The organism is Kribbella rubisoli (assembly GCF_004217145.1).
GTDB lineage: Bacteria > Actinomycetota > Actinomycetes > Propionibacteriales > Kribbellaceae > Kribbella > Kribbella rubisoli.
The window spans coordinates 265,761-284,013 of the sequence record NZ_SHKR01000013.1; the positions used below are offsets into that span (position 1 = coordinate 265,761).

At 68.6% G+C, this 18,253-nt stretch carries 17 protein-coding genes; 10 read left to right on the forward strand and 7 right to left on the reverse strand.

Annotation, left to right across the window (positions count from 1 at the left end):
- Nucleotides 1-12 precede the first annotated feature (12 nt).
- Entirely contained in the window at nucleotides 13-591 is a 579-nt protein-coding gene (locus EV645_RS21365; protein WP_130445741.1) for a GNAT family N-acetyltransferase, read from the forward strand.
- Between the two features lie 9 nt (nucleotides 592-600).
- On the opposite strand, the gene EV645_RS21370 is transcribed toward EV645_RS21365, so the two are convergent.
- Nucleotides 601-1,365, reverse strand: a complete 765-nt coding sequence (locus tag EV645_RS21370; RefSeq protein WP_130445742.1) for an IclR family transcriptional regulator — start codon at nucleotides 1,363-1,365, stop codon at nucleotides 601-603.
- Between the two features lie 113 nt (nucleotides 1,366-1,478).
- Here EV645_RS21370 and EV645_RS21375 point away from each other — a divergent pair, with 113 nt between their 5' ends.
- From EV645_RS21375 to EV645_RS21410, 8 genes are all read left to right on the forward strand, one after another.
- The gene (locus tag EV645_RS21375; protein WP_130445743.1) at nucleotides 1,479-2,666 is read left to right on the forward strand and encodes a DUF6986 family protein; all 1,188 of its coding nucleotides are present in this window, start codon (nucleotides 1,479-1,481) and stop codon (nucleotides 2,664-2,666) included.
- A gap of 9 nt (nucleotides 2,667-2,675) precedes the next feature.
- Nucleotides 2,676-2,915, forward strand: coding sequence for a thiamine-binding protein (locus EV645_RS21380; protein ID WP_130445744.1), 240 nt, complete (start codon nucleotides 2,676-2,678; stop codon nucleotides 2,913-2,915).
- The gene (locus EV645_RS21385; protein WP_130445745.1) at nucleotides 2,908-3,318 is read left to right on the forward strand and encodes a helix-turn-helix domain-containing protein; all 411 of its coding nucleotides are present in this window, start codon (nucleotides 2,908-2,910) and stop codon (nucleotides 3,316-3,318) included. The genes EV645_RS21380 and EV645_RS21385 overlap by 8 nt, the downstream gene beginning before the upstream one ends.
- A 91-nt stretch (nucleotides 3,319-3,409) precedes the next feature.
- On the forward strand, nucleotides 3,410-3,904 hold the full coding sequence (uraD, locus tag EV645_RS21390; RefSeq protein ID WP_130445746.1) for a 2-oxo-4-hydroxy-4-carboxy-5-ureidoimidazoline decarboxylase: 495 nt from the start codon (nucleotides 3,410-3,412) through the stop codon (nucleotides 3,902-3,904).
- Nucleotides 3,901-4,215, forward strand: coding sequence for a hydroxyisourate hydrolase (uraH, locus tag EV645_RS21395; RefSeq protein ID WP_130445747.1), 315 nt, complete (start codon nucleotides 3,901-3,903; stop codon nucleotides 4,213-4,215). Before uraD (EV645_RS21390) ends, uraH begins: the two co-directional genes overlap by 4 nt.
- A gap of 4 nt (nucleotides 4,216-4,219) precedes the next feature.
- Nucleotides 4,220-5,125 carry a factor-independent urate hydroxylase gene (gene pucL / locus EV645_RS21400; RefSeq protein WP_130445748.1) on the forward strand — a complete coding sequence of 302 codons (906 nt, stop codon included), beginning with the start codon at nucleotides 4,220-4,222 and terminating at the stop codon, nucleotides 5,123-5,125.
- Nucleotides 5,126-5,127: 2 nt separating this feature from the next.
- The gene (locus EV645_RS21405; protein WP_130445749.1) at nucleotides 5,128-6,471 is read left to right on the forward strand and encodes an 8-oxoguanine deaminase; all 1,344 of its coding nucleotides are present in this window, start codon (nucleotides 5,128-5,130) and stop codon (nucleotides 6,469-6,471) included.
- A 132-nt stretch (nucleotides 6,472-6,603) separates the two neighbouring features.
- Nucleotides 6,604-7,554 (forward strand): type IV toxin-antitoxin system AbiEi family antitoxin domain-containing protein, encoded by a 951-nt coding sequence (locus tag EV645_RS21410; protein ID WP_157997124.1) that lies wholly within the window; start codon nucleotides 6,604-6,606, stop codon nucleotides 7,552-7,554.
- A 214-nt stretch (nucleotides 7,555-7,768) separates the two neighbouring features.
- Here EV645_RS21410 and guaD read toward each other — a convergent pair whose 3' ends face one another.
- From guaD to EV645_RS21440, 6 genes are all read right to left on the reverse strand, one after another.
- The gene (gene guaD, locus EV645_RS21415) at nucleotides 7,769-9,046 is read right to left on the reverse strand and encodes a guanine deaminase (protein WP_130445751.1); all 1,278 of its coding nucleotides are present in this window, start codon (nucleotides 9,044-9,046) and stop codon (nucleotides 7,769-7,771) included.
- Nucleotides 9,043-9,909 carry a xanthine dehydrogenase accessory protein XdhC gene (gene xdhC / locus EV645_RS21420; RefSeq protein ID WP_130445752.1) on the reverse strand — a complete coding sequence of 289 codons (867 nt, stop codon included), beginning with the start codon at nucleotides 9,907-9,909 and terminating at the stop codon, nucleotides 9,043-9,045. The genes guaD and xdhC overlap by 4 nt, the downstream gene beginning before the upstream one ends.
- A 5-nt stretch (nucleotides 9,910-9,914) precedes the next feature.
- Nucleotides 9,915-12,254 carry a xanthine dehydrogenase molybdopterin binding subunit gene (gene xdhB, locus EV645_RS21425; RefSeq protein ID WP_130445753.1) on the reverse strand — a complete coding sequence of 780 codons (2,340 nt, stop codon included), beginning with the start codon at nucleotides 12,252-12,254 and terminating at the stop codon, nucleotides 9,915-9,917.
- Nucleotides 12,251-13,690, reverse strand: a complete 1,440-nt coding sequence (locus EV645_RS21430; protein WP_130445754.1) for a xanthine dehydrogenase small subunit — start codon at nucleotides 13,688-13,690, stop codon at nucleotides 12,251-12,253. The genes xdhB and EV645_RS21430 overlap by 4 nt, the downstream gene beginning before the upstream one ends.
- Nucleotides 13,687-15,600 (reverse strand): 2-oxo-4-hydroxy-4-carboxy-5-ureidoimidazoline decarboxylase, encoded by a 1,914-nt coding sequence (uraD, locus tag EV645_RS21435; RefSeq protein ID WP_130445755.1) that lies wholly within the window; start codon nucleotides 15,598-15,600, stop codon nucleotides 13,687-13,689. Before uraD (EV645_RS21435) ends, EV645_RS21430 begins: the two co-directional genes overlap by 4 nt.
- Before the next feature lie 142 nt (nucleotides 15,601-15,742).
- Nucleotides 15,743-17,275, reverse strand: coding sequence for a PucR family transcriptional regulator (locus tag EV645_RS21440; protein WP_130445756.1), 1,533 nt, complete (start codon nucleotides 17,273-17,275; stop codon nucleotides 15,743-15,745).
- Nucleotides 17,276-17,428: 153 nt separating this feature from the next.
- On the opposite strand from EV645_RS21440, the gene EV645_RS21445 reads away from it, so the two are divergent.
- Nucleotides 17,429-18,241, forward strand: a complete 813-nt coding sequence (locus tag EV645_RS21445; RefSeq protein ID WP_130445757.1) for a hydroxypyruvate isomerase family protein — start codon at nucleotides 17,429-17,431, stop codon at nucleotides 18,239-18,241.
- Nucleotides 18,242-18,253: the final 12 nt, after the last annotated feature.

An 18,253-nucleotide genomic window follows, 5' to 3' on the forward strand; every position in this document is an offset into this window, starting at 1 on the left:
GACAATCAGCGAGTGCCCGACTATCAGATCGTTCGCGACGACGACCCGCGGTGCGCCGAGCTGGAAGCAGCCGGCTACCGCGTGGTCGCGGAGTCGTGGGCGGTCCGGCTGTTCGATCCGGATCGGGAGTTACTCGAGTCGGCCGTACGCCGGGCCACCGCCGGCGGGCTGACGATCCGCGAACTCGGGCCCGAGTCGGCGGAGCTCCTGCACAAGCTCGAGAAGGCTAACGAGGCGGACTATCCCTACACGCCGGCGACGCATCGGGTAGTGGGCGAGCTTGCCGATGTCCGCGAGCTGTGGCCGGGCAACCGGGTGTTCGGTGCGTTCGACGGCAACCGGCTGGTCGGCGCGACAGTCATCCGCCAGAAGGACGGCTTCGGCGACACCGCCTTCACCTCAGTCCTCGCCACCCACCGCCGCCGCGGAGTCGCACAAGCCGTCAAGGCCGCGTCCATCCTCGCCTTCCTCGACATCGGCATCACCCGCTTCTCCACAGGCGGCGCCGCCGCCAACCAAGCCAGCCTCCGCGCAAGCCAGTCCCTCGGCTACCAGCTCACTGAGCAGTGGCGGACCTACTCACCCGAGTAGCCGGTCTTGCTAGTGCAGGTCTTCGGACAACGACTTTGCGGCCTGGGTGAGCAGCGGGACGGCGCGTTCTACGAGGTCTTCGGTCATGCGGCCGGCGGGGCCTGAGATGGAGATGGCCAGGGGCGTGGGGGCGTCGGGGACGGCGACTGCGACGCAGCGGACGCCGACCTCTTGTTCGCCTTCGTCCATGGCGTAGCCGTGGTCTGAGGCCTGGTGGAGTTGGGTGGTGAAGGCGTCGGCGGTGGTGATGGTGTTGTCGGTGTGCTGAGGCATACCGGTGCGGTGCAGGAGGTCGCGGACCTCCGACTCCGGGAACTGCGCCAGGATCGCCTTCCCGACGGCAGTGCAGTGCGGGAGAACGCGCCGGCCAACCTCGGTGAACATGCGCATCGAGTGCCGCGACGGGACCTGCGCGAGGTACACGATCTGATCGCCGTCGAGCATTGCCATGTTGGCGGATTCGCCGAGTTCGTCGACCAGGTGCGCCAGGTGCGGCCGCGCGAACACACTGAGCATGTGCGACGAACTCTCGCCGAGGCGGATCAGCTTCGGGCCCAGCACGTACTGCCGGGACGGCTCTTGACGCAGGTAACCGAGGTCGACGAGGGTTCGGACCAGTCGGTGGATCGTCGGCAGCGGCAGGCCGGAGGCCGTGGCCAGCTGGGACAGGCCCATCATGCCGCCCGCGTCGGCCATGGTCTCGAGCAGCCCGAAGGCACGCTCGATGGACTGCACACTGCCAGTACGGCCCTTGGTGCCGTTCGTCTCCGCCATGAAGACCGCCTTTCCGGATGACGGAAGTTTAGCGCCAGATCGTGGAAATGCTAGATGCTTGTGCCTTCCGCACTGTAGATATTAGTCTCCACAATACGGAAAAAGGAGGCCCTATGGACGACCTGCTGACTGAGCTCGACCGGCGCCTGGCCGCTGCCGACGCGGCGCTCGCCGCCGATTACCGGGGCGATCGCGGCGTTCGCCAGCCGATCCACACGGTGTACGTGCCGGCCGATCGGTTCGACGTACGCACGGTAGGCGACTGGGGTGCGCAGGCCCGCGCGGCGCTCGACGAGTACGGTGGATCGGCCGCGGACCTCGCGAAGGTGCTGGATCTCCCGGCCGAGTTCGCCGACGACGTGTACGACCGGGTCCGCGCGAAGCTGGAGCGCGAACCGATCGAGGACCTGCGGATCGACTTCGAGGACGGCTACGGCAACCGCCCGGACGACGAAGAGGACGCCGCCGCAATCGCCGCCGCGCAGGTCAACCCAGGTACGCCGTTCCACGGACTGCGGATCAAGTCCCTCGAGGCCCCGACCCGCCGCCGCGCGGTCCGCACCCTCGAGCTGTTCCTCAAGGAAGCCACGATCACCGACGGGTTCGTCATCACGCTCCCGAAGGTGACCTCGGTCGAGCAGGTCGAGGCTATGGTGCTCGTCCTCGAGACCCTCGAGCAGCGGTACGGCGTACCGCGGCTGAAGTTCGAGATCCAGGTCGAGACCCCGCAGGCGATCCTCGGCGCCGACGGCACCGCGCTGATCGCCCGGATGGTCAAGGCCGGCGGTGATCGCGTCACCGGGCTCCACTACGGCACCTACGACTACTCCGCCTCACTTGGCGTCGCGGCGGCGTACCAGAGCATGGAGCACCCGGTCGCGGACCACGCCAAGGACGTGATGCAGTTGGCCGCGGCCGGCACCGGCGTGTTCGTATCCGATGGGTCGACCAACGTTCTCCCGGTCGGTGACGCCGTCCACGATGCATGGCGACTGCATTTCCGGCTGGTACGGCGTTCGCTCACGCGCGCCATCTACCAGGGCTGGGACATGCATCCCGCCCAGCTCCCGACCCGTTTCGCGGCAACGTACCTCTTCTATCGGGAAGGCTTCGACCAGGCCGCTCGCCGACTCCGCGCGTACCTGGGCGACGGCGAGTCCGGCTACCTCGACGAACCGGCCACGGCGGCGGCGCTCGCCGCGTTCGTACTGCGCGGCATCGAGTGCGGCGCGATCGATACGACGGAGTTCGACACCACCGGTCTCGCCAAGCTTGCCCGCCGGGCGGTCCCGGAGGACTAGCCTCGCGACATGAGACTCGTAGCGGAGTTCACCACGGAGCCCTTCGATGTCGAGGGTTCGCCGCCCGCGCATGCCACCGAGGCGCTGCGGGCGGCCGAGGAGGCCGGGCTGGACTGCGAGTTCGGCCCGCTCGGGACGCAGGTGAGCGGCGAGCAGCACCTCCTGCTGCCAGCGCTCCCGAAGGTGCTCGAAGCGGCGTTCGCCGGCGGCGCGAGCCAGGTGACCTTGCAGGTACGCCGCGATGCCTGAGCAGCATCCGCTCGTTGAGGCGATCACTCCACTGGTCGAGCGGCTCAACGCGGAAGTCGTCGCGCCCGGCGACGCCCGCGCCGACGACATCCCGCTCGTGTGGGAGGGGAAACCGGTAGCGGCCGTGCGCCTGCCGAGCGCAGGCGCCGGTGAGGCGCGCGAGACGAGCGCGAGCGTCGCGGGGACCGCAGGTGGCTCGGGTGGCGTTCAGGGGTTGCTGACGGAGGTCGCCGACGAACTGGGTGGGCCGCTCGACCAGCTGTCCCGCCACGACAAGCAGCAGGCCGTGCTGATGCTCGAGGCGCGCGGCGCGTTCGAGTTCCGGAAGTCGGCGGAGATCGTGGCCGAGGCGCTCGGCGTCACCCGCTTCACCGTCTACAACTACCTCAACCGCGCCCGCTGATTTTCAACAAACTGTTGACGCCGGGCGGGTCCGGTGTCACGCTCTCGTCATACGGAAAGTCGATTTCGGGATTCGAGAAGGTGTGTGATCCGTGGACCTGGAGGAGTTCAACTCCACTCCGGCTGACCGGCTGCGGCCGGCCCTGGCGGCCTGCTGTGACGTGCCCGAGTGGGTCGACGGAATCCTGGCCAAGCGGCCGTACAGCGACCTCGCCGCACTCACCGCGGTCGCGGACCAGTCGCTGCGGGAGCTCGACGGCAACGAGGTCGATCGTGCGCTCCAGGCGCACCCGCGGATCGGTGACCGGGCGCAGGGCGTGAGTACCGAGGCCTCCTGGTCGAGGAAGGAACAATCCGGGGTCGGCGACGACCCGGGCGCCCGCCGAGAGCTTGCCGAAGGCAACGGTCAGTACGAGGAGCGGTTCGGCCGGGTGTTCCTGATCTGCGCCACCGGGCTGTCCGCGCAGGACATGCTCACCAGTCTCCGCGAGCGTCTCCTGCACGACGACGTGACCGAGGCGAAGGTCGTTCACGAGGAGCTGCGCAAGATCGCGCTGCTCCGGCTGGCCAAGGTGGTGGACGCATGAGTTCGCTCAGCACTCATGTGCTCGACACCGCACTGGGCCGGCCGGCGCAGGGTGTTCCGGTGCAGCTCGACCAAGGTGACGTCGTACTCGCGACCGGTGCGACGAACGACGACGGGCGGTTCGCCTTCACGCCGACGCTCGAACCGGGCACCTATCGGCTGCGGTTCGACGTCATGTCGTACGCCGCCGCGACCGGTCAGGACATCTTCTTTCCCGAGGTCTCCGTGACCTTCACGGTCGCCGACGAGCGGCACTACCACGTCCCCCTGCTGCTCAGCCCGTTCGCGTTTTCCACCTACCGAGGGAGCTGACCCCATGGCCATCCACCTGGGCGCCAACCAGTACGGCAAAGCCGAGAGCCGCGTTGTCCGGATCTACCGTGACACGCCCCGCCACCAGATCCGCGACCTGAACGTCTCGACCGCCCTGCGCGGCAACTTCGAGGCCGCGCACACGACCGGCGACCAGAGCGACGTACTGCCGACCGACACGCAGAAGAACACCGCGTTCGCCTTCGCCAAGGAGAAGGGCGTCGGGGCGATCGAAGACTACGCGCTGACGCTCGGCGCGCATTTCCTCGAGGCGTCGCCTGCCGCCGAGGGCGCGCGGGTCGAGGTCGAGGAGTACGCCTGGGACCGAATCCAGGTCGACGGTCAGGACCACGATCACTCGTTCGTCCGGACCGGTGGCGGGGTGCGTACGGCGGTCGTCAACGTCGAGGGTCGCGGCGCGGAGCGGAAGTCGTACGTCGTGTCGGGCATCAGCGATCTCGTCGTACTGAAGTCGACCGGGTCGGAGTTCCACGGGTTCCTCAAGGACAAGTACACGACGCTGCCGGAGACGAACGACCGGATCCTCGCGACTTCGCTGGTCGCGCGGTGGCGTTACGACCACACTGACGTCGACTGGGACAAGTCGTTCGACCAGATCAAGGGGCTGCTGCTCTCGCGGTTCGCCACGATCCACAGTCTCGCTCTGCAGCAGACGCTGTACGGCATGGGCGAGGCCGTGCTCGAGCAGCACCCGGAGGTTGCCGAGATCAAGTTCTCCGCGCCGAACAAGCACCACTTCCTCGTCGACCTCTCGCCGTTCGGGGTCGAGAACCCGGGCGAGGTCTTCATCGCCGCCGACCGCCCGTACGGCCTCATCGAGGCGACCGTTACGCGCGACGACGCGAGCGACGCCGGCAGTGCGTGGCGCGCCGTACCCGGATTCTGCTGACCATGTCGAGGATCGTGATCGAGGGCGCTCAGGTAGCGACCCTCGATCCGTCCCGGCGCGAGTTCGTCGGGCATGTAGTTGTCGAAGGCAAGCAGATCGTTGCGGTCGGCCCCGGTCCGGCGCCGAGGTACGACGGCGCGCGGGTCATCGACGGCTCGGGATGCCTTGTCACACCGGGCTTCGTGAACACGCATCAGCACCTCTACCAGTGGGTGACGCGCGGTCTCGCCGCGGACGCGACGTTGTTCGAGTGGCTGACCACGCTGTACCCGGTCTGGGCGCGGATCTCTGAGGAGACCGTGTACGTCGCGGCGCGGGCGGCGCTCGCCCAACTGGCCCGGACCGGATGTACGACGGCAGCCGACCACCACTACGTCTTCCCGCGTGAGGGCGGCGACCTGCTCGCCGCGGAAATCGCTGCGGCTGACGAGGTCGGGCTGCGCTTCCACCCGGCCCGCGGGTCGATGGATCGCGGTCAGAAGGACGGCGGGCTGCCGCCGGACTCCGTGGTCGAGGACCGCGACGAGATCCTCGCCGCGACCGAAGCCGCGATCGACCGCTGGCACGATCCGTCACCGGACTCGATGCTGCAGATCGTAGTTGCGCCGTGCTCGCCGTTCAGCGTGAGCGGCGAGCTGATGCGCGAGTCGGCCGAGCTGGCCCGGCGCCGCGGCGTACGGATGCACACTCACCTCGCCGAGACCACGGACGAGACGGACTGGTGCCGGGAGATGCACGGGTGCACGCCACTCGAGTACGCCGACAGCCTGGGCTGGACCGGGCAGGACGTGTGGTTTGCTCACGGCATCCACTTCGACGACACCGAGATCAAGCACCTCGGCAGCACCGGCACCGGCGTAGCGCACTGCCCGAGCTCCAACGCTCGTCTCGGCGCAGGCATCGCCCGCACCGCAGACCTCCGCGCAGCTGGCGCGCCCGTAGGACTGGGCGTAGACGGCGCTGCCAGCAACGAATCCGGCAGCCTGGTCGAGGAAGTCCGCCACGCCCTGCTCTTTGCCAGAGCACGCGGCGGGCCGCAGTCGCTGACGGTCAGGGCCGCGCTGGAGATGGCGACCCTGGACGGCGCCCGCATCCTCGGCCGCTCGGACCACATAGGTTCGCTGGAACCCGGCAAGCTCGCCGACCTGGCCGTGTGGAACCTGAACACACTGCCCCACGCAGGCATCCCGGACCCAATCGCGGCGCTGGCCCTCAGCACGCCCCCATCGCTGGCTCTGCTTCTCGTCAACGGACGCGCCGTCGTGGAGAACGACGTACTGCTCACGGTCGACGGGGTAGCCCTGGCCGCCGACGTTGCACGCACGCAGGCCCGCCTCCTGGCGTAAGCACCGCGGACAAGCGCTGGGGACTGCGGACCAGCTATTGCTTGTCCGCGGTCCCCGGTGGGGGTCCGAGGTTTTCCACAGATCGGCGATCGGGCCGTCCGGGTACGGCGTGCGCGGTGCATCCTCTCTGGCGTGAACAAGAGACTGGAAGTGATCGCGGCCGAACGCGGCGGGTGGTTCACCCGTGCCGACGTCATTGCCGCCGGGTACAGCGACAACGAGCTGCGGCGACGCCTGCGCAGTGGGCAATGGCTCAGGCCGAGCTACAACTCGTATGTCGAAACGCGGGATTGGCCGGCCGATGAGCCGCCGTGGGATCGCGCGATCCGGTTGCATCGACTGAGTGTCCGGATGGCGAGCGAGCGACTCGGTGACGTCGTGGTCAGTCATCAGTCGGCCGCAGTACTTCACGGCCTGCCGATTTGGGGGCTCGATCTCGCCAGGGCGCACTTCACCCGTCCGGCGGCGGGGCGCGGTCGCGTGGGTCGGGCGGTCCGGGTGCATTTGTCGCCGATCGCGACCGACGAAATTGCCGACGTGGGCGGCCTGGCGGCGACCAGCGTCGAGCGCGCGATCGTGGAGACCACGTGCGGATCGTCGTACGAGGTCGGCGTGGTCCTGGCCGACGCCGCGCTCGGTCTCGGCCTGACGACTCCCGAGCGGCTACGTGCCGTCGTACTGCGTCATCCGCGCTGGCGGGGCGCTGCTGCTGCGCGGGCCGCCGTCCTGTTCGCCGACGGACTGAGCGAGTCGGTTGGCGAGTCGCGCCTGCGGGTGTTGATGGCGAACCACGGGCTGCCGACGCCGAGACTGCAGGTGGAGATCCGCGACGAGGACGGCCGGCTGATCGCGCGGGTCGACTTCCTGTTGCCTGGTGGCCTGATCGTCGAGTTCGACGGGGCGTTGAAGTACGGCACTGGCGAGGCCGTACTCGCGGAGAAGTGGCGCGAGGACCGGCTGCGGGAACGTGGATATCGCATGATCCGCGTGGGCTGGGCCGACCTCGACCGGCCCCGCGCCACGGCCGATCGGCTGTGGCGCGGGTTGCGTGGACAGGCCGCCGAGACCTTGGACAACCAATAGCTTGTTCGAGGTCCCCATAGGGAATCCGCGGATCTAGGCTGAGTTTTGGCTGAGGGGGCGCGACGGGGCGCATCGGGGCTTCCAGACGCTTCCGACGCCAGGATCCGCAGGGCGCTCGAGCAGCTTCGTTAGGCACGCAGTCGCGCCTCGTCAACTGATCAACCGCACCGGCCGGCCTTGGACAAGTAGCAGCTTGTCCAAGGCCGACCGGCGGTCAGTGGAGGAGGGTGCCGTTGATCCACACTGCCTGGACGTCCGCCGGGGTTCCCAGCGTGAAGATGCGGGCGAGGGCCTCTTCGGTGTCTTCGGCGTGGGTGATGGCGACGGCCAGCGGGGAGCCGTCGGCGGGGCGGAGTAGTTGCGCGTCGAAGTGCTGGCCGACGCTCAGGTGGCCGACCTGCGGGAGATCCAGGGCCTCGGCGCCGGCGGTGGTGGAGAGGTAGAGCAGGTGCGCTGCGGTCAGCGGGCGACCTTGGTCGGCCAGGAGTTGCTGACAGAAGTACGCCTGCAGGCCCTCCTTGAGGAGCGAGAAGCCCGTGCCGGCGCCAACATCGGAGCCCAGGGCCACGCGTACGCCGTACTGCAGGTGGCGGCTCAACGGGAACAGGCCGCTGCCCAGCGCCGCGTTGCTCGTCGGGCAGTGCGCGACCGTAGCGCCGCTGGTCGCCAGCATCTTGAGCTCCACGTCCGTCGGGTGGACGTTGTGAGCCAGCACGGTACGGCGGTCCACCAGCCCGTGCCTGTCGTACGTCGTGACGTAGTCGGCGCCTCCGAACAGGTCGGCGACCGACGCGATCTCGGCCTCGTTCTCGTTCACGTGGGAGGTGAACAGGGCGCCGGGGATCGCGTCCATCAGTTCACGACAGGTAGCGAGCAGGTCGTCGGTGCACGAGAGCGAGAAGCGGGGCGTCACGGCGTACCGGTTGCGGCCGACGCCGTGCCAGCGGTTCGCGAGGGCGAGCGACTCGGCGTACGCGCGGACCGGTGTGGTCAGGAGCTCCGGCCGGAGCAACCGGTCGCTCAGCACGAGACCGCTCGTCACGCGCAGACCGACGCCGGACGCGGCGTTGAACAGTGCATCGACCGCGTCGGAGTAGTGCGCGCCGAAGACCAGCGCCGACGTCGTCCCAGCTGCGGCCAGGCCGCGGACGAACTCGTTGGCGACACTGGTGGCGTAGGAGACGTCCGCCATCCGCGCTTCCTCCGGGAGCGCGTACCGGTCCAGCCATTCGAGCAGCGGCAGACCGAGGCCGCCGACGGCGCGGATCTGCGGGAAGTGCACGTGGGTGTCGACGAAGCCCGGGAGTACGACGCCGTCGGTCAGGTCGACGACCTGCTCGGCGGGGTGGGCGCTCCGGATCTCCAGGAACGGGCCACGAGCAACGATCACGCCGTCCTGGACCAGGAGTCCCGTCTCGCTGTCCACGCGCAGGTTCCCGCCGTTGAACGGGTTCTCCGGCGTGTCGATGAACGTGCCACGGAAGATAGTCATGCCTTTGCCTCACGATGAGCCGAGGTGGGGCGACGCTCGGCAGGGTGGGCCGACACGGGAAGCCGGTCGGCGGTAAGACGTTCGAGCAGCCAGGCGGCAACACTGACCGCGATGACGGCCGGCTCCTTGCCGGTCACACTGGGAATGCCAATGGGGGTGGTGATCCGGGCGATCGCGTCCCCGGAGTTGCCGTCCTCGGCGAGCTTGCGCTGGAAGCGGGTCCACTTGGCGCTGGACCCGATCAGGCCGATCGTGGCCAACTCGTCGTTGCGGATGGCAACGTCGCAGAGCGCCGCGTCTTCGGCGTGGTCGTGGGTCATGATCACCGCGTGGGTGCCCGGCGGCAGCTCGCCGACGACGAGCTCCGGCAGCACCGGCACGTTGTGCACATGTACTTGCGCGACCGCATCATCCAGTACAGCAAGGCGATCCGCGGTCAGCTGATCCGATCGCGAGTCGATGAGATGCAGCTCGATGTCGTGCCGCGCGAGGATCCGCGCCAGCTCGAGGCCGACATGCCCGACCCCGAAGATGGCGACCGACGGCACCACCGGCAACGGTTCCAGCAACAGCTTCACCTCTCCACCACAACACTGAACCCCGTGCTGGTACGGCGCTTTGTCCGACAACGCAGCCGTCAACACCTCGGGAACCGTGATCCCGTCCGCGATCATCTCCCGCGAACGCTCGACGGCCAGCGCCTCAAGGTTGCCGCCGCCAACAGTCGCCCAGACGTTGTCGGCAGCAACCACCATCTTCGCGCCGGCCTCGCGCGGCGCATGCCCGCGCACCGACATCACGGTCACCAGCACGCCGGCCCGCCGGCCGCTTCGCAACCGTTGAACAGCTTTGACCCACTCCATCGACCTCACCCGCCCCAGCTCTCACCTGAGCGCGCTCGTTCGAGCGCCCAGTAGACCGCTTCCGGTGTGGCCGGCGACGGCAGGTCGACGCTGGTGCCCGAAGGGCCGAAGGCGGCTGCGGCGTGGCGCAGGGCCTCGCGGACCGAGAACGCCAGCATGAGTGGCGGTTCGCCCACGGCCTTGGAGCCGTAGACCGCGCCGTCCTCGTGGGCCTTCTCCAGCAGGCGGACGTTGAAGATCTCCGGCATCTCCGAGAAGCTCGGCAGCTTGTACGTGCTGGCCGCCTGCGTCGACAACCGTCCGCGACGATCGCCGGTGCTCTCGTCCCAGCGCAGGTCCTCGAGTGTCAGCCACCCGGCTCCCTGCACGAACCCGCCTTCGATCTGCCCGATGTCGATCAGCGGGCTCAGGCTGTCGCCGACGTCATGCACGATGTCGACCCGGCGCAACGTGTACGCCCCGCTGAACCCGTCCACCTCGACCTCGGAGGCCGCCACGCCGTACGCGAAGTACTTGAACGGCTCGCCGCGCATCGCGTTGGCGTCCCAGTGCAGGCCCTCGGTCCGGTAGAACCCGGCCGCCCACAGCTGCACGCGCTGCATGTAGGCCATGCCAACGAGTTCGTTCCAGTCGAGACCATCGCCGGACAGCCCGCGCACAGAACCTTCCACGAAGCGAACGTCCGAGGGGCTGATCCCGAGCCGCCCGCCGGCGACCTGCGCCAGCCGCTCCCGGATCTGCTCACAGGCGTTCTTGATCGCAGCACCGTTCAGGTCGGCACCGGACGACGCAGCAGTCGCGGACGTGTTCGGCACCTTGTCCGTACGCGTCGGCGCCAGCCGTACCCGCGAGAGCGGCACCCCCAGCGTCGTCGCAGCAACCTGCAGCATCTTCGTGTGCAGGCCCTGGCCCATCTCGGTGCCGCCGTGGTTGATCAGCACGGACCCGTCCTTGTAGACGTGGACGAGCGCCCCGGCCTGGTTGAACGCGGTCAGGTTGAACGAGATCCCGAACTTCACCGGCGTCATCGCCAACCCGCGCTTCACATGCTCGTGCGAGGCGTTGAAGGCCTCAATCGAAGCAAGCCGAGCGGCAACATCCCCGCCGGCGACGACCTGGCTCCAGCACGACTCGAGCCGATCCGCGTGCCGCACCGGCTGCCCGTACGGCGTGGAGTCGCCCGGCTGGTAGAAGTTCCGCCGCCGCAGCTCCAAAGCGTCGTACCCGAGGAGTGGCGCGCACCGACCGAGGATGTCCTCGATGACGAGCATTCCTTGCGGCCCGCCGAAGCCGCGGAACGCGGTCTGCGACGTCTTGTTCGTCTTTGCGATCTGGCCGTCGACGCGGACATGCGGGATCTCGTACGCGTTGTCGATGTGGCACATCGCCCGCGCCAGCACCGGCTCCGACAGGTCGAGGCTCCAGCCGCCGTCCGCGGTCAGGGTCGCATCCAGCGCGACCAGTTTGCCCTCGTCGGAGAAGCCAACGGTCCACGACGAGTGGAACCCGTGCCGCTTGCCCGACATCGTCATGTCCTGCGTCCGGTTCAGCCGCAACCGCACCGGTCGTCCGGTCAGCGTCGCGCCGAGCGCAGCGATCGCAGCGAACCCGTGCGGCTGCATCTCCTTGCCGCCGAAGCCGCCGCCCATCCGCAGGCACTGCACGGTCACCGAGTGACTGGCCAGCCCAAGCACATGCGCGACGATCTCCTGCGTCTCCGACGGATGCTGTGTGCTCGACTGCACGAAGATCTGCCCGTACTCGTCCACCAGCGCCAACGCCGCATGCGTCTCGAGGTAGAAGTGCTCCTGCCCGGCGAACTCGAACTCCCCGCTGAACACATGCGCGGCACCCGCCAAAGCAGCTGAGACGTCGCCGCGCTCCAGATGCCGCCCGATGCCCTGGAAGCTCCCCGCCTCGATCGCCTCGCGAACGCTCACCAACGACGCCAGCGGCTCGTACTCGACCTCGATCGCCAATGCCCCGAGCCGCGCGGCCTCCAACGTGTCCGCAAGCACCCAGCACACCGCATGCCCGTTGAACATCACCTCACCCGGGAACAACGGCTCGTCATGCTTCACACCGGCGTCGTTCACCCCGGGTACGTCGTCCGCGGTCAACACTCGCACGACACCGGGTACGTCGTACGCCGGCTTCACGCGCAACGCAGTCACCCGTGCGTGCGCGTGCGGCGACTGCACCGGCCACGCATGCAGTACGTCGCGGGTGCGCATCACCAGATCGTCTGTATATAAGGCAGCTCCGGTCACGTGCAGCGCGGCGCTCTCATGCGGCATCGGTACGCCGACAACCGCGGCAGCAGGCCGTTCAGACAGCGAGCTCATGCCTCGACCCCCTTGAAGTAGAACCGCAACAACGACTGCCCGAGCATCGCCGAGCGGTACGCCGAACTCGCGCGGTGATCGTCCATCGGCGTACCCTCCGCGGCCATCACTCCGGCCGCGGTTCGCACGGTCGTCTCGTTCCACGGCCGACCGATCAACGCGGCCTCGGTCTCGCGAGCGCGCAACGGGGTCGCCGCAACACCGCCGAGCCCGATCTTCGCGTCCCGAACGACCCCGTCCTGTACGTCGACGGCGTACCCGATCGCGACGCTGGAGATGTCGTCGAAACGCCGCTTGGCGATCTTGTGGAACGCAATCATCGGTGCCAAAGGCAACGGAATCACGATCGTCTTGATCAGCTCGTCGGCGGCCTTCATGGTCTGCCGATACCCGGTGAAGTACTCCGCGAGCGGCACAGTCCGCTCACCGCGGCTGGATGCGAGCACCAGCGAGACATCCAGCGCCAGCAGTGCGGGTGGTGTGTCTCCGATAGGAGATCCGGTCCCGAGGTTTCCGCCGATCGTCGCGCCGTTCCGGATCAGCCGCGACGCGAACTGCGGGAACATCTCGGCCAGCAACGGCACCCGCCCCGCCAGCCGCCGCTCGATCTCGGTGAGCGTCAACGCCGCACCCAGCCGAACCTCGTCCTCGCCGAAGGAGAACTCGCGCAGCTCCTCCAGCCGGTCGATCGCGATCGTCAGCGGCGGGCGCGACCCGAAGATGTTGACCTGTACGCCGAGGTCGGTCGAACCGGCGACCACCTGTGCGTCGGTCCGCTCGCCCAGAACCGTCAGTGCGTGGTCGAGCGAGCTCGGGCGGATGAACTCGCCCTCGGGAGAGACCATGCCGGTCGGTGCCGGCGCGGGCGGCGGGGAGTTGCGGCGTACGGCGAGAGCGTCGTTCTCGGTCGGATCCTCGAGGGCGTAGGCCGCGTCGCGGATCGGACGGTAGCCGGTGCACCGGCACAGGTTGCCGCTCAGCGAATGCAGGTCGAAGCCATTCGGACCGTGCTCGTGGTCACCGTCTCCGCTACACGCGCGGCTCGGGCGGTAGAACTCGGCGGCCATGCTGCACACGAAGCCCGGTGTGCAGTAACCGCACTGCGAACCTCCCCGAACCGCCATCTCCTTCTGTACCGGGTGCAAAGCGTCCGGTGAACCGAGGCCCTCCGACGTGATCACCTCCTGGCCGTCCAACGACGCGACCGGCAGGAGACACGCGTTGACCGCGGTCCACTCAGTCGGGGTGTCCGTGCCGGCCCGGGCGACGAGGATCGAGCACGCTCCGCACTCGCCCTCGGCGCACCCCTCCTTGGCGCCAGTCAGGCCGCGGTCGCGGAGCCAGTCCAGCACCGTGGTGTGGACGGGGATGTCGCCGAGAGCGGTGAGCTCACCGTTCACCGTCACAGCAGGGGCGCGCAGTGCTTGGGTAGTCATCGGTTCGTGCTCCAACGGGTTCGTGCGCTGTGGATCGGGTTGGCGTCGGAGACGAAGTCGTCGAACCGGTAGCCGGCGATCTTCGCGATCTCGAGCAGCGCGGCGGCGTGCTCCTGGTTCTCGCAGTTGCCCAGCCGCTCGCGGCCCTGCTCGACGATCCGGTCGTACGACTCGGCATCGCGCACCGAGATCACCAAGGGGAACCCGAACCGCTGCTCGTACTCCGATGTGATGGCGGCCAGCTGGTCGCGCTCCGGATCGCCCAGGAACGTCAGCCCCTTGTCCGACTGGTCCCGCAGCGACGCTTCGCCACTGAGGCCGTCGGCAACGAACTGCGACCCCAGCTGCGGGTACGCCTGGATCAGATCGCGCTGCTCGTCGCGTGAGCCGGAGAACAACGCCTCCTGGAAAGAACGTCGCAGCGCGTGGGTGTCGGCGTACGGCCGCATGTCCCAGGCCCGCTCGACGGCCCAACGCGGACCCTGGAACAGCCCGCCGAAGGTCTCGACGAACTCCTCGCGCGTCATCTTGTTCACCTGGTCCAGCCGCACGGAGTCACCTGGCTGTCCCGCAACCGCGGGGCCGTAGTTCTTGCCGATGTGGTGGAACAGGATGTTCAGGAAGATCGCGGTCAGGCTGCCGAGCGTGATGCCGCTGCCGAAGATGATCTCGGCCCAGTCCGGCACGGCCTGCGCGACCTGCGGCTGCGCGGTGACGTACATGGCCAGGCCGACGCTGGTCGCGACGATGACGACGTTGCGGTGATCGTGGAAGTCGACCTTCGTCAGGGTCTGGAAGCCGACCACGGCCACGGTCGCGAACATCGCCAGCGCGGCACCGCCCAGGACCGGGTGTGGTACGCCGGCCACGATCGCACCGGCCTTCGGCAGCAGCCCGATCACGATCATGATCGCTCCGGCGGTCGCGACCACCCATCGGCTGCGGACCCTGGTCAGCCGGACCAGGCCGACGTTCTCGGCGAAGCAGGTGTACGGGAACGAGTTGAAGACGCCGCCGATCGTGGTCGCCAGGCCGTCGGCCCGCAGCGCCCGGGCGATGTCCTCGCGACCGATCCGCTTCTCGACGATCTCACCGGTCGCGAAGACGTCACCGGTGGTCTCGACCGCGGTGATCAGCATGACCACGACCATCGAGATGATCGCCGCCACCGAGAACTTCGGCCAGCCGAAGTAGAACGGCTGCGTCACGCCGACCCAGGCCGCGTCGTGCACGGCGCCGAAGTGCGCGTCGCCGAACGCCCAGGCGACCAGCGTCCCGGCCACCAGGCCGATCAGTACGGCGATGGTCGCCATGAAGCCCTTGAACACGCGCTGGATCAGCACGATCAGCGCCAGCGTCCCGAGTGCGTACGCCATGTTCTTGCCGCTCGTCGGCGCCGCCGTCGGTCCCGCCCCGCCGACCGCGTCCCCAGCCGCGACCGGCAGCAGCGCCAGACCGATGATCGTGATCACCGAGCCGGTCACAACTGGCGGGAAGAACCGGATCAGCTTGCTGAAGTACGGCGCGATGAAGAACGTGGCCAGCCCGGCGACCAGTACGGCGCCGTAGATCACCAGCAGACCGTCGGTACCGCCGCCGGCCGCGAGCCCGATCGCGATCATCGGCGAGACCGCCGTGAACGTCACGCCCTGCAGCAGCGGCAGCCGGACGCCGACCTTCCAGAATCCGACGGACTGGATGATCGAGGCGATACCGCAGGTGAAGAGGTCCGCGTTGATCAGGTGGATGAGCTGCTCGGTGGTGAGCCCGATCGCACTGGCGAGCAGGATCGGTACGATCACCGCCCCGGCGTAGAACGCCAGTACGTGCTGAGCGCCGTACACCGCGAGCTTGCCAGGCGGCAGCACCTGATCGACGGGGTGGCGGCTGGACCGCAGGTTTGCCTTCATCGGGGACACGCTCCTCGGGCTGCATGGGGCGGCGGGGGATTTGACCTGCCCCTGAGCATCGGCTCAGAACGCGCCGGATTGCACCCGGTGAACCTCCGAAGATGAACGGCCGGAGAACACCCTGTTTTGTGCGATCACACAACTAGAGGGATTTGAGCGCCAGGAACACGTCCACCCGGTCCTCGAGGCTCGACAGATCGCGACCGGTCAGTTGCTCAACGCGTTCGATCCGGTAGCGAACGGTGTTCACGTGCAGGTGCAGCGACTCCGCCGTACGCGTCCAGGAACACGAGCAGGCGAGGAAGGCCTGGAGCGTGGTGAGCAGGTCGGCATGGGTACGGCGGTCGTGCTCGAGGACTGCTCCGAGCACACGGTTGGTGTAGGTACGCCGTACGTCGTCCGGCAGGGTCGCGAGCAGGAGGACGTGGGACGCGACCTCGTCCGAGGTGACCACCGACACGGGCGCGCGCCCCGCCCCGGCGGCCCGCTGGGCGAAGCGGGCTTCTTCGAGCGCGCCGGCGAGCGCGTCGACGGAGGTCTCGCCGCTGATTCCGACCGCGAGCCGACCTCGACTCAGACCAGGACCGAGACGGCTGAAGCTCCGTCGTACGTGCTCCGGCAGCTCCGGCGTATAAGGCAGGAAGCCGACCAGCAAACCGTCACGTCCAGGCGCGACGACCGCCGGGCCGACCGTCAGCGCCACGTCCTCGAGCAGGCTCAGTGCGACCTCGCTCGGTCCGTCATCGCGGAGCTCGGCGACCGCGACGACCATCGGTCGCTCCGAGTGCGCCCCGGCCTGCTTGAGCCGCGCAGCGACCTCGGCCTGCGGCGCCCCGGACTCGACCAACGCGAGCGCGTCCGCGACCAGCGGACGTAGCGCCCGGCGGCCCTCGTCGCGGCGAGCGCGGTCGAGCGCGGCGATCGCGCACAACTCATGCACCGCCTCGACATGGTCGCGGGACCATTCGTTGTGATCGCCTTCGATCACCAGCACCCATGCCGTCAGGCGGTTCCCCAGCCCGGATCCGACCGGGAACAGGCTGTACGACGCATCGATCGTCATCGCGACCGCGGGCGTGCGATCCGCGGTCAGGAACTTGCGGGTCACCGCGTCGATCGCGGCGGCGTCGAGCTCACCCGGTCCCGGTACGACGTGGCGCCCGGTCGGCGTCAGCACGCGACAGTCGTGCCCGATCTCCGCCGAGATCCGAGCCGCCAACTCGTCGAGGCTGCGCCCGGCCGCGATCGACGACAACAGCTGCCGCTGCCGGACCAGACTCGCCGACAGCCGGGCCCCGGTCTCGGCCGATCCTGCCGCCGCGACGTACTCCGTCACGTCCGCGAAGGCGATCTCGACCGGCACCTCGATCAGCGTCACCTCGTGCCGCCGGCACGCATCCGTCAGGTCCGCCGGCACATCGCCCAGCTGCGCCTTGCCCGCCAGGATCGTCCGCGCCCCGCGGCCCGCCATCGAGGCCACGAAGACCTCGCTGTCCATCGGCCGTCGCCGCCAGACCAGCCCGGTCAGCACGACCTCGCCGCCGTTCAGGTACCGCCCCGGCTCGAGTAGGTCGGTGGTGACGAGCCGCCCGATCGGGCGATCCAGCACCCCGCCCGCCGAATGCAGCAGGCGCAGCCCGAGCTCGGGCGCGTCCAGCAACTCGGACAGCAGCACGGCAAACCTCCTTTAGAGGAACGTACAACGCGCGCGCCCACGTGAGACACCCCCTCGCCGTCCCGAACCCAGACCTTGACGCTCTCGCCCAAGCTACCCTATGGTTTTCGCAGAACAGAAACGAACTTCCGCAATACGGAAATTGGAGTCAGGATGAGCCACCAACTGCGGTACACGGTGAACTGCTCGTTGCTCTTCACCGAGTTGCCCCTGCTGGAGCGACCGGCCGCCGCCCGGCGGGCCGGGTTCAGCGCGGTCGAGTTCTGGTGGCCGTTCGTCGAGGCGGTCCCGCCGGACCGGCAGGTCGACGCGTTCGTCAACGCGGTCACCGACGCCGGAGTCCAGCTGACCGGCCTCAACTTCTTCGCCGGCGATATGCCCGGCGGCGACCGCGGGCTGGTGTCCTGGCCGAAGCGGTCGAGCGAGTTCCGCGACAACATCGACGTCACCGTCGGCATCGGTGAGCGACTCGGCGCCCAGGGCTTCAACGCCCTGTACGGCAACCGCGTCGACGGCAGCAGCGAGCGGGAGCAGGACGACCTCGCGGTCGAGAACCTCGCCCTCGCCGCCCGGGCCGCGGCACGGATCGGCGCCACGGTCCTGGTCGAGCCGGTCAGCGGGGCCGAGCGGTACCCGCTGAAGACAGCAGCCGACGCCCTCACTGTGATCGGCCGCGTCCAGACGGCGTACGACGTACCGAACGTCGGATTGCTTGCCGACCTGTACCACCTCGCGGTCAACGGCGACGACGTGAACAAGGTGATCGCCGACAGCACCGACTGGGTCGCCCACGTGCAGATCGCCGACGCGCCGGGGCGCAATGAGCCCGGCACCGGCACGCTCCCGCTCGACCAGCAGCTGACCGCCCTCGAGGCGAACGGCTACTCCGGCTGGGTCGGACTCGAGTACAAGCCGTCCACCACCTCAGACGAAAGCTTCGGCTGGCTGCCGTTCGAGCGCCGCTGACACACCTAGGAG

What these genes read in the sequence shown, in the direction of transcription:
- xdhC (WP_130445752.1), bottom strand. Translation starts at nt 9,909, where the DNA reads ATGGAGTGGGTCAAAGCTGTTCAACGGTTGCGAAGCGGCCGGCGGGCC.
- EV645_RS21385 (WP_130445745.1), top strand. Translation starts at nt 2,908, where the DNA reads ATGCCTGAGCAGCATCCGCTCGTTGAGGCGATCACTCCACTGGTCGAG.
- EV645_RS21405 (WP_130445749.1), top strand. Translation starts at nt 5,128, where the DNA reads ATGTCGAGGATCGTGATCGAGGGCGCTCAGGTAGCGACCCTCGATCCG.
- EV645_RS21430 (WP_130445754.1), bottom strand. Translation starts at nt 13,690, where the DNA reads ATGACTACCCAAGCACTGCGCGCCCCTGCTGTGACGGTGAACGGTGAG.
- EV645_RS21445 (WP_130445757.1), top strand. Translation starts at nt 17,429, where the DNA reads ATGAGCCACCAACTGCGGTACACGGTGAACTGCTCGTTGCTCTTCACC.
- EV645_RS21375 (WP_130445743.1), top strand. Translation starts at nt 1,479, where the DNA reads ATGGACGACCTGCTGACTGAGCTCGACCGGCGCCTGGCCGCTGCCGAC.
- pucL (WP_130445748.1), top strand. Translation starts at nt 4,220, where the DNA reads ATGGCCATCCACCTGGGCGCCAACCAGTACGGCAAAGCCGAGAGCCGC.
- EV645_RS21370 (WP_130445742.1), bottom strand. Translation starts at nt 1,365, where the DNA reads ATGGCGGAGACGAACGGCACCAAGGGCCGTACTGGCAGTGTGCAGTCC.
- EV645_RS21380 (WP_130445744.1), top strand. Translation starts at nt 2,676, where the DNA reads ATGAGACTCGTAGCGGAGTTCACCACGGAGCCCTTCGATGTCGAGGGT.
- uraH (WP_130445747.1), top strand. Translation starts at nt 3,901, where the DNA reads ATGAGTTCGCTCAGCACTCATGTGCTCGACACCGCACTGGGCCGGCCG.
- guaD (WP_130445751.1), bottom strand. Translation starts at nt 9,046, where the DNA reads ATGACTATCTTCCGTGGCACGTTCATCGACACGCCGGAGAACCCGTTC.
- xdhB (WP_130445753.1), bottom strand. Translation starts at nt 12,254, where the DNA reads ATGAGCTCGCTGTCTGAACGGCCTGCTGCCGCGGTTGTCGGCGTACCG.
- uraD (WP_130445755.1), bottom strand. Translation starts at nt 15,600, where the DNA reads ATGAAGGCAAACCTGCGGTCCAGCCGCCACCCCGTCGATCAGGTGCTG.